The 14,374-nt window shown below is 62.9% G+C and carries 11 protein-coding genes; 9 read left to right on the top strand and 2 right to left on the bottom strand.

Features of this window, described 5'->3' with window-relative positions:
• Positions 1-42 precede the first annotated feature (42 nt).
• Positions 43-915, bottom strand: a complete 873-nt coding sequence (locus FJ973_RS27830) for a helix-turn-helix domain-containing protein (protein ID WP_140525550.1) — start codon at positions 913-915, stop codon at positions 43-45.
• A 104-nt stretch (positions 916-1,019) separates the two neighbouring features.
• Between FJ973_RS27830 and FJ973_RS27825 the strand changes: the two genes are divergently transcribed.
• From FJ973_RS27825 to FJ973_RS27805, 5 genes are all read left to right on the top strand, one after another.
• Positions 1,020-2,291, top strand: coding sequence for an extracellular solute-binding protein (locus FJ973_RS27825; protein WP_140558604.1), 1,272 nt, complete (start codon positions 1,020-1,022; stop codon positions 2,289-2,291).
• 160 nt (positions 2,292-2,451) lie between these two features.
• Positions 2,452-3,312 carry a sugar ABC transporter permease gene (locus tag FJ973_RS27820; protein ID WP_140501017.1) on the top strand — a complete coding sequence of 287 codons (861 nt, stop codon included), beginning with the start codon at positions 2,452-2,454 and terminating at the stop codon, positions 3,310-3,312.
• Positions 3,309-4,145: a carbohydrate ABC transporter permease gene (locus tag FJ973_RS27815; protein WP_140558602.1), complete on the top strand. Its 837-nt coding sequence runs from the start codon at positions 3,309-3,311 to the stop codon at positions 4,143-4,145. Before FJ973_RS27820 ends, FJ973_RS27815 begins: the two co-directional genes overlap by 4 nt.
• An 8-nt stretch (positions 4,146-4,153) precedes the next feature.
• The gene (gene ugpC / locus FJ973_RS27810) at positions 4,154-5,233 is read left to right on the top strand and encodes a sn-glycerol-3-phosphate ABC transporter ATP-binding protein UgpC (RefSeq protein ID WP_140525553.1); all 1,080 of its coding nucleotides are present in this window, start codon (positions 4,154-4,156) and stop codon (positions 5,231-5,233) included.
• 36 nt (positions 5,234-5,269) lie between these two features.
• A complete protein-coding gene (locus FJ973_RS27805) occupies positions 5,270-7,297 on the top strand; it encodes an aldo/keto reductase (RefSeq protein WP_140558601.1) in 2,028 nt (675 codons plus the stop codon).
• Between the two features lie 37 nt (positions 7,298-7,334).
• Here the strand turns inward: FJ973_RS27805 and FJ973_RS27800 are convergent, their stop codons facing one another.
• A complete protein-coding gene (locus tag FJ973_RS27800) occupies positions 7,335-8,210 on the bottom strand; it encodes an AraC family transcriptional regulator (RefSeq protein ID WP_140558629.1) in 876 nt (291 codons plus the stop codon).
• A 244-nt stretch (positions 8,211-8,454) separates the two neighbouring features.
• Here FJ973_RS27800 and FJ973_RS27795 point away from each other — a divergent pair, with 244 nt between their 5' ends.
• The 4 genes from FJ973_RS27795 (at position 8,455) to FJ973_RS27780 (ending at position 14,369) form a co-directional block, all read left to right on the top strand.
• The gene (locus tag FJ973_RS27795) at positions 8,455-9,921 is read left to right on the top strand and encodes an alpha-glucosidase/alpha-galactosidase (protein WP_140558599.1); all 1,467 of its coding nucleotides are present in this window, start codon (positions 8,455-8,457) and stop codon (positions 9,919-9,921) included.
• 109 nt (positions 9,922-10,030) lie between these two features.
• Positions 10,031-12,112: an ABC transporter substrate-binding protein gene (locus FJ973_RS27790; RefSeq protein ID WP_140558598.1), complete on the top strand. Its 2,082-nt coding sequence runs from the start codon at positions 10,031-10,033 to the stop codon at positions 12,110-12,112.
• A 112-nt stretch (positions 12,113-12,224) separates the two neighbouring features.
• The gene (locus tag FJ973_RS27785; protein ID WP_140558596.1) at positions 12,225-13,232 is read left to right on the top strand and encodes an ABC transporter permease; all 1,008 of its coding nucleotides are present in this window, start codon (positions 12,225-12,227) and stop codon (positions 13,230-13,232) included.
• Complete coding sequence (locus tag FJ973_RS27780) at positions 13,233-14,369, top strand: ABC transporter permease (protein WP_140558595.1); 1,137 nt, start codon at positions 13,233-13,235, stop codon at positions 14,367-14,369.
• Positions 14,370-14,374: the final 5 nt, after the last annotated feature.

Below are 14,374 nucleotides of genomic sequence, written 5' to 3'. Positions count from 1 at the left end.
AGAAGTGCCGCCCGATGCGCTGGTTTCCGCGCCACGCCGCCGCTATCTGGCGCCCGCCAATCCCTTGCGAAAATCCGTAGGTGTCATGCCGGCGAGCTTCCGGAACGACTTGTTGAAGGCGCTGAGCGAACCGAAGCCCGAATCCATCGCGACCCTGAGCACATTGGCATCCTGGTGCATGAGCAGCGCCTGCGCATAGCTCAGCCGCAACAGGTTGACATATTCGTTGAGTGTCATGCCGGTCGATTTCTTGAAGATGCTCATGGCGTATTTGGGATGGAGGTCGGCGGCCGCCGCTATGTTCATGCAATCGATGTCGTAGAGGAAATTCTCGGCGATGAAATCGCACATGCGCCCGACATTGCGCGACGACTGCTGGTCGAACGGACTGCCCGCTTCCTGTCCGGCCGCATTTTCCGGCACCAGCCTATACGGCTCGAACCGCACCCGCTCCAGCCGCAGCAACAGTTCGTTGACGGCGTGCTCCGCCTTGGCCGGGTCGCCGGAGCGGGCGTAGCGGTTCCAGCGGTGGAAATTATCGTTGTCGGACTGATCGGTGGCGCTGGTCACCAGCGTGGCACCCGTCATCAGCCGGTGACGTATGTCAGCCGGCAGATGCAGCCGGAAGAAATGCACCAGCGGCAGATGCGCGCCGGCATAGATGGCGTCGTCGCTCAAATCGTCCATCTGGTGCGGCAGTCCGCCCCAGAACAGACACATCTCACCGGCCGAAAGCGAGATTTCGTGGTCGTTCATGCGGTAATGCACGCTGCCGCGCACGATGAAGTTCACCTCGACCTGCGCATGCCAATGCGGCTTGAGCATCACCAGGGGAGCGGTGTGGAACATCTGCAACAGCAGCGGCATTCCTTCCACGCTGCTGGCGCCAGGCTGGTAAAACGGCCGGTCCGGCATCTTACTTTCCGCCAATTTCGTATTCCCTTTGTCGGGGACAAGCCTTCCGCGCCGCATAGTCTAGCCCGGCTCGCAGAGAGAGCAAATGAAATGGGAGGATTTCAATGCGCATCACACTGTCCTGCGCCGCGCTCGCGCTTGCCTTGGGTTCAGCCCCGGCCTTCGCGCAATCGGGCGAAATCACCATCTGGAGCTGGAACATCGCCGCCTCGTCGCTGAAGGCGACGATTGCCGGCTTCAACAAGCTGCATCCTGACATCAAGGTCACCGTCCAGGATCTCGGCAACCAGCCGACCTATGACAAGTCGATCGCCGGATGTGCCGCCGGCGGCGTCGGCCTGCCTGACGTCGTCACCATCGAGAACGGCGAGGCCGAGAATTACTGGAGCCAGTTTCCCGATTGCTTTGTCGACCTGCACACGCTGGGCTACAGCGCCGAGGACCAGGCGAAATTCCCCGATTTCAAGCGCACCGAGCTCGAAGTCGGCGACAAAGCCTATGCAATGCCGTGGGATTCCGGCCCGGTCGCCGCCTTCTACCGCCGCGACTTCTACGAAAAGGCCGGCGTCGATCCGGCGTCGATCAAGACCTGGGACGATTTCATTGCCGCCGGCAAGAAGATCCAGGCCGCCAATCCCGGCGTCACCATGACCAACGCCGACTTCAACGGCGACACCGAATTCTTCCGCATGATCTCCAATGAACAGGGCTGCGGCTATTTCTCCGAGGATGGCCAGTCGATCACGGTGAACCAGCCGAAATGCATCGATACGCTGGCCAAGATCAAGGAGATGAAGGACGCCGGCGTCATCTCGTCGGCCGACTGGGGCACAAAGATCACCAACAACACCGCCGGCACCGTCGCCACCCAGATCTATGGCGGTTGGTATGAAGGCACAATCCGCACCGAATCGGCCGGCGAAAACGGCAAATGGGGCGTCTACCTGATGCCGAGCCTTACCGCCGACGGGCCACGCGCCGCCAATCTCGGCGGGTCGTCGCTGGCCATCACTTCCGGGTCGAAGAACAAGGAAGCGGCTTACGAGTACCTGAAATACACGCTCGAAACCAATGAGGGCCAGATCACCATGCTGAAGGAGTTCGGCCTCGTTCCCTCGCTGGTGTCGGCGCTGAACGACCCCTACGTGTCTGAAGGCCTGCCCTATTGGGGCGGCCAGGCGGTGTGGAAGGACATCCTCGCCACCCTGCCCAAGATCGTCCCCAGCCGCGGCACGCAGTTCCAGAGCGATGCCGAAATCATCATGCGCGCGGTGCAGACCAAATATCTCGCCGGCGGCTATCCCGATGCCAAGGCGGCACTCGACGATGCCGCCGGCCAGATCGCGGCGGCGACCGGGCTGCCGGTCAAGTCATAACCTCCCAGACGGGGTCCGGGCAGGCATGCGCCGCCCGGACCCGACCGCGGCCCGCGGGGCTTCCTCGCGGGACGTGTGAAATGTCGCATGTCCCGACCAACCGGTTGCCGCTGCGCGCGGGACCACAGCTTGAAACGCCGACGAGAGAAGGAGGAGCACGATGCGCAACCGCAACGCCACGGCCTATCGTTTCCTCGCGCCCTATTTGCTGATCTTCTCCGTCTTCTGGGTATGGCCGATCATCTCTTCGTTCCTGATCTCGTTCCAGGCGACGCGCACCGTGCCCTGGCGCTTTGCGCCCGGCTTCAACTGGGGCCGGCTGATCGGCGATCCGGCCTTCTTCAATGCCTTGAAGAACACGCTGCTCATCCTCGTCATCCAGGTGCCGGTGATGATCGCGCTGGCGATGGTGATGGCCGTGCTTTTGAATTCGCCGCTCCTGAAGGCGAGAGGACTTTACCGCTTCGCCTTCTTCGCTCCCGTGGTGGTCGGCGAGGTCGCCTATTCCGCGGTGTTCCGGCTGATGTTCAACCTCGATTTCGGCATCATCAACAAGCTCCTGAACAGCGTTGGGCTGCCCAAGATCGACTGGTTCTCCAATGTCACGCCGGCCATGGCGCTGATCATGATCGCGGTCACCTGGCGCTGGGCCGGCTACAACGCCATCATCCTTCTGGCCGGCATGCAGTCCATCCCCGAGGACGTCTACGAGGCGGCGACGCTCGACCGGGTCAGCAAGCTCAAGCAGTTCTTCTTCATCACCTTGCCGCTGTTGAAGCCGGTCATCGTGTTCTGCACCGTGCTGTCGATCATCGGCACCATGCAGCTGTTCACCGAGCCGTTCCTGATCACCGAACGCGGCGGACCTGGCGGCGGCACCGAGACGCTCGGCCTGCTGCTCTATCGCCAGGGCTTCCGGTCGCTCAATTTCGGCTACGCCTCGGCCGTCGCCTACACCATGGCGGGGCTGGCGATCGCCATCACGCTGGTGCAACTGTGGCTGACGAGGGAACCGAAATGAGCTCGCTCGCCTCGGCCAGGCTGAAGCGCAGCCTTTTGCTGCATCTCTTTCTCACGCCACTGGCGCTGATCTGGCTGTTTCCGCTGTGGATGATGGTCGTGTTCTCGACCATGCCGGACAACGGCATCTTCAGCCCCGGCATCGAGTTGCTGCCGCATGGCAATTTCGGGGACAATTTCAACAACCTGCAGCGCGACACCGACTTTGTCGGCGCGATTTTCATCTCCGTCTCGGTGGCGGTCACCTACACTTTTCTGTCGGTGCTGCTGACGTCGATGGCCGGCTGGGCGCTGGCGCGTTACCGGTTCGTCGGCAAGGGCTTGGTCGTCGCCATCATCCTGGGCACCATCACGCTTCCCTATGCGGTGGTGCTGATCCCGCAATTCATCATGGTGGCGCGCGATTTCAAGCTCGCCAATACCTGGGTGGCGTTGATCGTGCCGCCGCTGTTCAATTCGCTGGGCGTGCTGTTCATGCGCCAGAGCTTTTCCATGATGCCCGATGACCTGTTCGATGCCGCCCGCGTCGAAGGCGTGAAGGAGTGGCGCATCTTCGTCTTCATCGCGCTGCCGCTGGCGCGGCCGATGCTGGCCGCCCTTTGCATCATCCTGTTCCTGGCGTCCTGGAACAATTATCTCTGGCCGCTTTTGATCAACAGCCAGCCCGGCGCGATGACCGCACCGGTGGCGCTCGGCACGCTGATCGGCCTCACCAAAGTGTCGTGGGGCGGCATCATGGCGGGCGCGGTAATGCTGACGGTGCCGATGCTGATCGTGTTCGTGCTGCTGCAACGCCATTTCATTGCCGGCATCGCCGCCGGCGCGGTCAAGTAAGGGTAGGCATGGCAACCGTCACGCTCACGAATGTCGTCAAGCGCTTCGGCGTTTTCGAGGTCGTCCATGGCGCCAACATCGACATCAGGGATGGCGAGTTCGTCGTGTTCGTCGGCCCGTCTGGCTGCGGCAAGTCCACGCTGCTCAGGATGATCGCCGGACTGGAGGATATCAGCGATGGCGAGATCGCCATTGGCGGCAAGGTGGTGAACGACGTCGAGCCGGCCGACCGCGGCATCGCCATGGTCTTCCAGTCCTACGCGCTCTATCCGCATATGAGCGTCGAACAGAACCTTTCCTTCGGCCTGCGTATGACCGGCAATCCGAAGGCCGACACCGACCGCAGGGTGAAACGGGCGGCCGAGATCCTGCGCATCAGCGAATTGATGGAGCGCCGTCCGAAGAAACTCTCCGGCGGCCAGCGCCAGCGCGTTGCCATCGGCCGCGCCATCGTGCGCGAGCCGCAGGTGTTCCTGTTCGACGAGCCGCTGTCCAACCTCGACGCCGAACTGCGCGTCCAGATGCGGGTCGAGATCTCGCGCCTGCACAAGGAGCTCGGCACCACCATGGTCTATGTCACGCACGACCAGACCGAGGCGATGACGCTCGCCGACCGGATCGTCGTGCTGCGCGGCGGCCATGTCGAGCAGATCGGCCGCCCGCTCGATCTTTATGACAATCCCGACAATCAGTTCGTGGCCGGTTTCGTCGGCTCGCCGAAGATGAATTTCATCAAGGGCCGCGTCGTCGGCTGCGATGCGCGCGGCGTCGTGGTGGAACTCGCTGGCCAGGAGAAGACCCGCATCACGCAGCCGTTGAAGGGCGCCGCGTCCGCAATCGGCAGCAAGGTCATCGTTGGCGTGCGACCCGAACATTTTGGCAGCGCCGGAGAAGGCGACGCCGATCTTGCCGTCACCATCGATGTGGTCGAGCACCTGGGCGGTACGAGCTTTCTCTACGCCAGAACGGCCAATGGCGAGGACGTGGTGATCCAGCGCGACGCGGCCAAGGTCCCCGAGACATCAGAGATCATCGTATCCATCCGCAAATCCTACCTGTTCGACGAAAAAGGGCTGCGGCTGCGCTGATCGGCTGCCCTTTCCCATCCCGCAAGGAGAATGACAATGACTGCAACCACGCCCATCCGCTGGGGCATTCTCGGCCCGGGCAGCATCGCCAAGGCCTTCGCCGGCGGCGTCGCCGGCTCCCGCAACGGAAAGCTGGTCGCCATCGGTGCGCGCGATCCGGGCAAGCCGAGTTTGGCGCAGAGCTTTCCCGGCGCGCGCATTCTCGAGGGCTACGAAGCATTGCTCACTGACGCGGAAATCGACGCGATCTACATTTCGGTCCCGCACCCGGGCCACGCGCAATGGGCGATCCGGGCGGCGGACGCGGGAAAGCATGTGCTGTGCGAAAAGCCGCTGGCGCTGACCGCCTTCGAGGCCGACGCCATGATGCATGCGGCGCGCAAGGCCGGCACCTTTCTCGGCGAGGCCTTCATGTACCGGCTGCACCCGCAGACGCTGAAGCTGGTGGAACTGATCAAATCCAGCGTCATCGGCGAGATCAGGATGATCAAGTCGAGCTTCGGTTTTGCCATGCCTGATTTCATGCCGCAGCACCGGCTTTATGCCAACGACCTCGCCGGCGGCGGCATCCTGGACGTCGGCGGCTATCCCGTCTCGATGGCGCGGCTGATTGCCGGCGCCGCGGCCGGCAAGCCGTTCCTCGAGCCGGACAAGGTGACCGGCGTTGCCCATCTTGGCCAGTCCGGCGTCGACGAATGGGCCTCCGCGCTGCTGCATTTCCCGGGCGGCATCGTCGCCGAGGTCTCCTGCAGCATCTCCCTCAACCAGGACAATGTGCTCAGGATTTTCGGCACCAGGGGCCGCATCGAAGTGCCGGATTTCTGGTTCGCCGGCGGCGACCGCGATGTCGGCCTCGGCCGGATCGATGTGATCGGCGCGGACGGCGTGCGCGAAACCATCAGCGTGAACGAAAAGCGTCACGTCTATTCCTTCGAGGTCGACGCCGCCGGCGACGCCATCCTCTCCGGGCGGCAGGAATTCGCCTGGCCGGGCATGGCCTGGGCCGACAGCCTCGGCACACTGCGCGTGCTCGACAGATGGCGCGCGGCCGTGGGGCTGGAATACGAGATCGAAAAGGCCCCGCTGCGCACCAACACCATCTCCGGCCGGCCCTTGCGCCCCGGCGGCACGGCGATCGCCAAACGCGCCATTCCGGGCCTGTCGAAGCCGGCCTCGATCGTGGCGCTCGGTTTCGAGGATTTCCGCACTTTCTCCTCGGGTTCGATCCTGCTCGATGCCTTCTTCGAGGCTGGCGGCAATTTGTTCGACACCGGCTATGTCTATGGCGGCGGCTACACCGAGACGCTGCTTGGGCAATGGCTGAAGAACCGTGGCGTTCGCGAGCAGTCGGTGGTCATCGCCAAGGGGGCACATTCGCCGCTTTGCTATCCCGACGTGATCGGCAAGCAGCTCGTCCAGTCGCTCGACCGTCTGCAGACCGACCATGTCGATATCTATTTCATGCATCGCGACAATCCGGACGTGCCCGTCGGAGAATTCGTCGATGCGATGGACCGCGAGGTCAAGGCAGGCCGCATCCGTGGCCCGTTCGGCGGCTCGAACTGGACGATGCAGCGCATGGACGAGGCGATCGCCTATGCCGAGCGCACCGGCAAGCAAAAGCCCGGCGCGCTCTCCAACAACTTCTCGCTGGCTGAAATGCTGGAGCCGATCTGGGCCGGTTGCGTGACCTCCTCCACCGATGACTGGAAGGCCTGGCTGACCGCCCGGCAGATGCCGAATTTCGCCTGGTCGAGCCAAGGGCGCGGCTTCTTCACCGAACGCGCCGGGCGCGACCGGCGCGACAATGAAGAACTGGTGCGGGTCTGGTACTCGGAGCGCAATTTCGGCCGCCGCGACCGGGCGATCGAACTTGCCGCGCGGCTGGGCAAGAGCCCGATCCATGTTGCGCTCGCCTATGTGCTCAACCAGCCTTTCCCATCGGTGCCGTTGATCGGCCCGCGCACGCTGGGCGAACTGGACGACAGCTTGCGCGCCCTGGACATCGCGCTTTCACCTGCCGATCTCCAATGGCTGGACGGCGGCAGCCGGCAAGCGGCGTAGTGCATGTCATGCAAGGCTGCGCTGGACGGCTACGGGGTCAGGTCTCGTCGTCGGACACCCTGATGTCGCGCCTGGCCGGAACCCTCATGCTGGCATACATGCCGGTGGTGCGGAACTGGCCCGGGCTAATGCCGTAACAGCGGCGGAAGACCTTCGAGAAATAGTTCGCGTCCTCGAAGCCGCACAGGATGGCGACTTCCTTCACCGGCAGGAAGTCAGCCTTGGTCAAAAGCTTGGCGGCGCGTTGCAGCCGCTGCTGCAGCACGAACTCCGCGGGCGGGATGCCTTCGCTCTCGGCGAAGCAGCGCGAGAAGTGCGCCCGGCTGAGGCCGCTGATCGCCACGAGGTCCGCTACCGGCAGCGGCCTGTCGAGATTGGCGTTGATGTGGTCGATGACCGGCTGCATGGCGCTCTGCTTCTCGGCAAAGGCATGTGAGCCGAAGACATCGTCGTAGAGCGCCATCGCCGCCTCGTAGGCGATCGCAGAAGCCGCCCCCGGCGCAGCGGCCCCGTTGATGAGACGCAGGCTGCAATGGGCGAGGTGATCGATCGTCTCCGGCTGCAGCCGGAACACGGGACCCGAGACGTCGAGGATGGATTTGTGGATGCGCAGCGCCTCCTCGCCATTCATCGAGATCCAGAAATATTCCCAGCGCTCGTCCTTGGCCAGCCAGTAACGATGGTTGTGCGGCACCAGCACCAGCAGCGTGTCGTTCTGCTGCAGGCGATAGTCGCGGTTCTCATAGCGAAGCCGGCCGCTTCCGTTGATCGTGTGCTGGAGCACGGTGAATGGCGTCTGGCCGCGCTTGCGCCCGTCCCAATCATAGATTTCGCCTTCGCGCACTTCGTAGCCGGTGCTCGTCGGCATGGCATGCAGGCGCTGGCGACCGCGCGGCAGCGAGATCGTACGCATCGACTGTCCGTTGGCGATCAGATCCCGCAGCACAAAATTACCCTTGAAAGCATAATCCTTCTCTGGCCGTGCTCGCGAATAAGCGCATAATCCATCCTCGAAGAACGTGAAGAACCCGCGGTCGAGGAGCGGGCGGGAGGAAAAAAGCCGGAATTCGGCTCGATTGGCACGCGCACCTTGGCGTGTGGCCATATCCTCCCTTACTGCTCCTTGCCTAGCATTCGATCGGATCGAGGTGAAGGTGATGAGTTTCAAAATCGCTATTATCGGCGCCGGCAGCGTCGGCTTCACCAAAAAACTGTTCACCGACATATTGTGCGTGCCGGAATTCAAGGGCATCGAATTCGCGCTGACCGATGTCAGCGAACACAATCTCCAGATGATCAAAGCGATCCTCGACCGGATCGTCGAGGCCAACAAATTGCCGACCACGGTGACGGCGACGACGGACCGCCGCAAGGCGCTCGAGGGCGCACGTTATGTCATCAGCTGTGTGCGGGTCGGTGGCCTCGAAGCCTATGCCGACGATATCAGGATCCCCCTGAAATACGGCATCGACCAATGCGTCGGTGACACGATCTGCGCCGGCGGCATCCTCTATGGCCAGCGCAACATCCCGGTGATCCTCGATTTCTGCAAGGATATACGCGATGTCGCCGAGACCGATGCGAAATTCCTCAACTATGCCAACCCGATGGCGATGAACACCTGGGCGGCGATCGAGTACGGCAAGGTCGACACGGTCGGGCTGTGCCACGGGGTCCAGCACGGCGCCGAGCAGATCGCCGAGGTACTGGGCGCGAAGTCACCTCGGGAGCTCGACTATGTCTGTTCCGGCATAAACCACCAGACCTGGTTCATCGAGTTGCGCCTGAACGGGCGCGAAATCGGCAAGGACGAGCTGGTCGCCGCCTTCGAGGCTCACCCGGTCTATTCCAGGCAGGAAAAGCTGCGCATAGACGTGTTGAAGCGCTTCGGCGTCTATTCGACCGAAAGCAACGGCCATTTGTCCGAGTATCTTCCCTGGTACCGCAAGCGCCCGGACGAGATCACCCGCTGGATCGACATGTCCGACTGGATCCATGGCGAGACGGGCGGCTATCTCCGTTATTCCACCGAGACCCGCAACTGGTTCGAGACGGAATATCCGCAATTCCTCGAAGCGGCGTCGAAGCCGATCGATCCGTCAAAACGCTCCAACGAGCATGCCAGCCACATCTTGGAGGCGCTGGAGACCAACCGCGTCTATCGCGGCCACTTCAACGTCAAGAATGACGGTGTCATCACCAATTTGCCGCAGGACGCCATCGTCGAATCGCCCGGCTTCGTCGACCGCTTCGGCATCAACATGGCGGCCGGCATCACCTTGCCGGAAGCATGTGCCGCGACCTGCATATCCTCGATCAATGTCCAGCGCATGTCGGTGCATGCCGCCATATCCGGCGACATCGACCTGCTCAAGCTTGCCGTGCTGCATGACCCGCTGGTTGGTGCGGTATCGACACCGGAGGAGGTCTGGCAGATGGTCGACGAAATGGTCGTCGCTGAAGCCGCCTGGCTGCCGCAATATGCGCACGCCGTTCCGGCGGCAAAAGAGAGGTTGTCGAAATCCAGGGTCAAGACCCGCGAATGGGCGGGCGCCGCTTGGCGCAGCGTCCGCTCGATCGAGGAGTTGCGCGCCGAAAAGGCCGCGCTGAAGCAGGCCGGCTGAAAACCCAGGTGGCGGCGACGGGCCTGCGGGAGACAGGTCCGCCGCGGTCGCCGTCCGGGCAGAAGACGAGCAGCAGCAAAACAAACGTCAGAACACGAGGGAGGAGACAATGAGGAACCTACGCAGCATTGGCATGGTCGCGGGACTGGCGCTGGGCGTCTCCGTCCCGGCGCTTAACGCTTTCGCCTCCGAGCCGACGGTCCCGCCGGTACCGGCGGCGTTTCCGGCCGAAGGCAAGATCACTTATGTGCCGCGCGACTCCATCCTGGAGTTCAAGGCGCTGCCCGACTATCACGAGCCGGACTGGGTGACCGAGAAATACGTCAAGGCCGGCAAGCTGCCGCCGGTGAAAGACAGGCTGCCGAAGGAGCCCTTGGTTTTCAAGACGGGCAACATGCCTGATGGCATCGGCGTCTACGGCGATACAATGCGCCACGTTATCGGCGGGCGGCCGGAAGGCTGGAACTACGGCGCCGGTCAGACGCAGGGATGGGGCGGCATCGATATCGGCCTGTCCGAATGCCTGACGCGCACCGCGCCGCTGTTCCAGGTCGAGGCCAAGGACACCGAACCGCTGCCCAACCTCGCCAAAAGCTGGGACTGGTCGGCGGATGGCCACAAGCTCACCATGCACCTCGTCGAGGGTGCCAAATGGTCCGACGGCGCGCCCTTCAACTCAGACGACGTCATGTTCTACTGGGAGGACGAGGTCGTCGACCCGAACGTCTCGCCGCTCAACGGCGCCACCGAGGAAACCTTCGGCGTCGGCACCACGCTGAAGAAGATCGACGACTACACCGTCGAGTGGACCTTCAAGGAAGCCTTCCCGAAACAGTATCTCTACGCGATGGCCTACGGCACTTTCTGTCCTGGCCCCGCGCACCTATTGAAGCCGCAGCATCCGAAATATTCGAAGAACACCTACGACCAGTTCAAGAACGCCTTCCCGCCGGAATATATGAACATGCCGGTCATGGGCGCCTGGGTGCCGGTTGAATACCGGCCAGACGACATCATCGTCATGCGCCGCAATCCCTATTATTGGAAGGTCGATGAGAAGGGCAATCAGCTGCCCTACCTCAACGAATTACATTACAAGCTGTCCACCTGGGCCGACCGCGATGTCCAGGCGGTGGCCGGCTCGGGCGATTTCTCCAATCTGGAGCAGCCGGAGAACTTCGTCGCCTCGCTGAAGCGGGCCGCGGAGGCGAATGCGCCTGCACGCCTGGCGTTCGGTCCACGGCTGATCGGCTATAATCTGCGCCTCAATTTTTCCGCTAATGGCTGGGGCAACCCGGACGAGCGCGGTCAGGCGATTCGCGAGCTAAACCGCAATGAGGATTTCCGCAAGGCGGTTACCATGGCGCTCGACCGCAAGGCGCTGGGCAACTCCCTGGTCAAGGGGCCGTTCACCGCCATCTACCCCGGTGGCTTGTCCTCCGGCACCAGCTTCTATGACCGCAAGTCGACGGTCTACTATCCCTTCGACCTCGAGGGCGCCAAGGCCGAACTCGCCAAGGCCGGACTCAAGGATATCGATGGCGACGGTTTCGTGAACTTCCCGGCCGGCACGGCCGGCGGCAAGAATGTCGAGATCGTCATGCTGGTCAACAATGACTACGGCACCGACAAGAGCCTCGCCGAAGGCGTCGTCGCGCAGATGGAGAAACTCGGGCTGCGGATCGTGCTCAACGGTCTCAACGGCACCCAGCGCGATGCCTCGCAATATTCCGGGCGTTTCGACTGGCTGATCCGGCGCAACGACCAGGAGCTGACCTCCGTCGTACAGAACACCGTGCAGCTCGCTCCCGTCGGCCCCAAGACCAGCTGGGATCACCGCGCACCTGAAAGCGGCGAGGTCGACCTGATGCCTTTCGAGAAGGACCTCGTCGACATCGTCAACAAATTTGTCACGTCTGAGGACAATGACCAGCGCGCCGCCCTGATGAGAGACTTCCAGAAGATTTCGACGGAGCACGTCTACAATGTCGGCCTGACGGAATATCCCGGTGCGCTGATCGTCAATAAGCGCTTCTCCAACGTTCCAAAGGGCACGCCGATCTACATGTTCAACTGGGCAGAGGATTCGATCATTCGAGAACGGGTCTTCGTGGCGGCCGACAAGCAGGCGAAATACGAATTGTTCCCGGAAGAGCTGCCCGGCAAGCCTGGAGACAAGGGCCCGATGTAAGTTTACCTCCCCTGACTGAGACCTCCGGCCGCGCCGCTGGCGCGGCCGGACAAAGGCAACCTCCGAACGCACCAAAAGGACGCGATCGGCAAGACGAGGAAGCGGACCGTCCATGCTGCGATTTCTGCTCATGCGCATAGCGTCGGCAATCCCGGTCCTTGCCATACTGAGCCTCGTCACCTTCGCCATCATCCAGGCGCCGCCCGGCGACTATGCCGACTACATCCGCTCGCAGCTGATCAACCAGGGCGGCGCCTCCTTCGCCGAAGCCGACGCGCAGGCCAACGCCTACCGGGTCGAACATGGCCTCGATAAGCCGCTGCCCGTCCAGTATCTCAACTGGATCGGCGGCATCGTCACCCGCGGCGATTTCGGCTACAGTCTCTACTACAACAAGCCGGTGGCCGACGTTGTGGGCGAGCGCCTGCCGCGCACCCTCATCCTGGCGCTTGTGTGCCATCTGCTCGCCTCGGTGCTCGGCATCACCTTCGGCATATGGGCGGCGACCCGGCAATACACCTGGATCGACTCGACACTTTCGGCCATCTCCTTCCTCGGCATGACGGTGCCGCGCTTCCTGATGGCGCTGATCATCGTCTATCTCCTGGTCTTCCAGTTCAACGTCTCGGAGATAGGCAGCTTCTTCTCGCCGCAATATGGCGGTGCGCCATGGTCGTGGGCCAAGTTCGTCGATCTGGTCAAGCATGTCTGGCCGGTGGTCGCGATCGCCACCTTCGGCGGGCTCGCCTACAACATGCGCGTCATGCGCGGCAATCTGCTCGACACGCTGAATGCGCAATATGTCGAGACGGCCAGAGCCAAGGGGCTGACCGGCAGCGCCGTCGTCATGCGCCACGCCGTGCCCAATGCACTGCATCCGCTGGTCATGTATCAGGGCGTGGTGCTGCCTTACATGCTGACCGGCGAAATCGAGACGGCGATCATCTTCGCGCTGCCGACCGTCGGCCCGGCGATCGTCGGCTCGATGGCGGTCGGCGACGTCTATGTCACCGCCACTTTCATGATGGTGCTGTCGGCGACGCTGATCGTCGGCAACATCATCGCCGACATGTTGCTGGTCCTGCTCGATCCGCGCGTGCGCCAGTTCGGGGAGAGCTAGATGCTAGCCCGCGATACATCGCCACCGCCGCTGCCGGCCGAAGGACCCGTCGAGAGACCCGCGCGCGGCAACGAGAGCTACACCGCGCTCGTCTGGCGCCGGCTGAAGCGCTCCTGGACCGGCATGGCGGGGTTCTGGCTCGTCGTGCTGCTGATCCTCATGGCGGTGTTCGCCGAGGTCCTGGCGCCGATGGACCCGAAGGTGACCGATGTCGCCTTCGCGCCGCCGCAACTGCCTGCTTTCCACGACCGGGACGGCGATTTCGTCGCCCGGCCCAGGGTCTATGCGCTGGCGGATTCGGCGGATCTCGATCCGGTCACCTTCCAGCCCATCGTCGGCCCCGACTATGATCATCCAAGACTGCTCGGCTTCTTCGTCGAGGGTGCGCCCTACAGGCTCTTCGGGCTCATTGCGGCGAACCGGCATTTCTTCGGCTCGATGGACGGCCAGCCGGTGCATTTCCTCGGCACCGACAAGTTTGGACGCGACGTGCTCTCGCGCGCCATCCACGGCTCGCGAGTCTCGCTGATGATCGCGCTGACGGTGGTCTTCATCATCACCGTCATCGGCACTACGGTCGGCATGGCTTCCGGCTATTTCGGCGGTCGGTTCGATGTCTGGATGCAGCGCTTCGTCGAACTCGTGCTGGCCTTCCCGCAGCTGCCGCTCTATCTGGCGCTGACGACGCTGATCCCGGTCACCGCGCCCACCAACGTCTTCCTCGCCTTCGTCATCATCGTGATGTCGGCGCTGGGCTGGGCGCAGATGTCGCGCGAGGTGCGCGGCAAGACGCTGGCGCTTGCGCGCATTGAATACGTACGCGCCGCCATGGCGGTCGGTGCCACCGACCGGCGCATCATCATGCAGCACATCTTCCCCAATGTGATGAGCCATGTGATCGTCGCGGTGACGCTGGCGATCCCCACCGTGGTGCTGCTCGAATCCTTCCTCGGGTTCCTCGGCTTCGCGGTGAAGCCGCCGCTGATCTCGTGGGGGCTGATGCTGCAGGACACCGCGACCTACTCCGTCATCGGCACCTATCCGTGGATCCTGTCGCCGGTCGGTTTCGTGCTGGTCACCGTCTTTGCCTTCAACGCGCTGGGCGACGGGCTGCGCGACGCCGTCGATCCTTATTGAGGTGG

Origin of the sequence: Mesorhizobium sp. B2-1-3, from assembly GCF_006442495.1 — a bacterium.
GTDB lineage: Bacteria > Pseudomonadota > Alphaproteobacteria > Rhizobiales > Rhizobiaceae > Mesorhizobium.
The sequence above is the reverse complement of the archived record's forward strand: the minus strand, read 5'-3'. Positions and strand labels throughout refer to the sequence as shown.

Bases quoted from the DNA above. Each gene is read 5' to 3' on its own strand.
- FJ973_RS27830 (WP_140525550.1), bottom strand. From the start codon at position 915: ATGCCGGACCGGCCGTTTTACCAGCCTGGCGCCAGCAGCGTGGAAGGA.
- FJ973_RS27825 (WP_140558604.1), top strand. From the start codon at position 1,020: ATGCGCATCACACTGTCCTGCGCCGCGCTCGCGCTTGCCTTGGGTTCA.
- FJ973_RS27820 (WP_140501017.1), top strand. From the start codon at position 2,452: ATGCGCAACCGCAACGCCACGGCCTATCGTTTCCTCGCGCCCTATTTG.
- FJ973_RS27815 (WP_140558602.1), top strand. From the start codon at position 3,309: ATGAGCTCGCTCGCCTCGGCCAGGCTGAAGCGCAGCCTTTTGCTGCAT.
- ugpC (WP_140525553.1), top strand. From the start codon at position 4,154: ATGGCAACCGTCACGCTCACGAATGTCGTCAAGCGCTTCGGCGTTTTC.
- FJ973_RS27805 (WP_140558601.1), top strand. From the start codon at position 5,270: ATGACTGCAACCACGCCCATCCGCTGGGGCATTCTCGGCCCGGGCAGC.
- FJ973_RS27800 (WP_140558629.1), bottom strand. From the start codon at position 8,210: ATGCGTACGATCTCGCTGCCGCGCGGTCGCCAGCGCCTGCATGCCATG.
- FJ973_RS27795 (WP_140558599.1), top strand. From the start codon at position 8,455: ATGAGTTTCAAAATCGCTATTATCGGCGCCGGCAGCGTCGGCTTCACC.
- FJ973_RS27790 (WP_140558598.1), top strand. From the start codon at position 10,031: ATGAGGAACCTACGCAGCATTGGCATGGTCGCGGGACTGGCGCTGGGC.
- FJ973_RS27785 (WP_140558596.1), top strand. From the start codon at position 12,225: ATGCTGCGATTTCTGCTCATGCGCATAGCGTCGGCAATCCCGGTCCTT.
- FJ973_RS27780 (WP_140558595.1), top strand. From the start codon at position 13,233: ATGCTAGCCCGCGATACATCGCCACCGCCGCTGCCGGCCGAAGGACCC.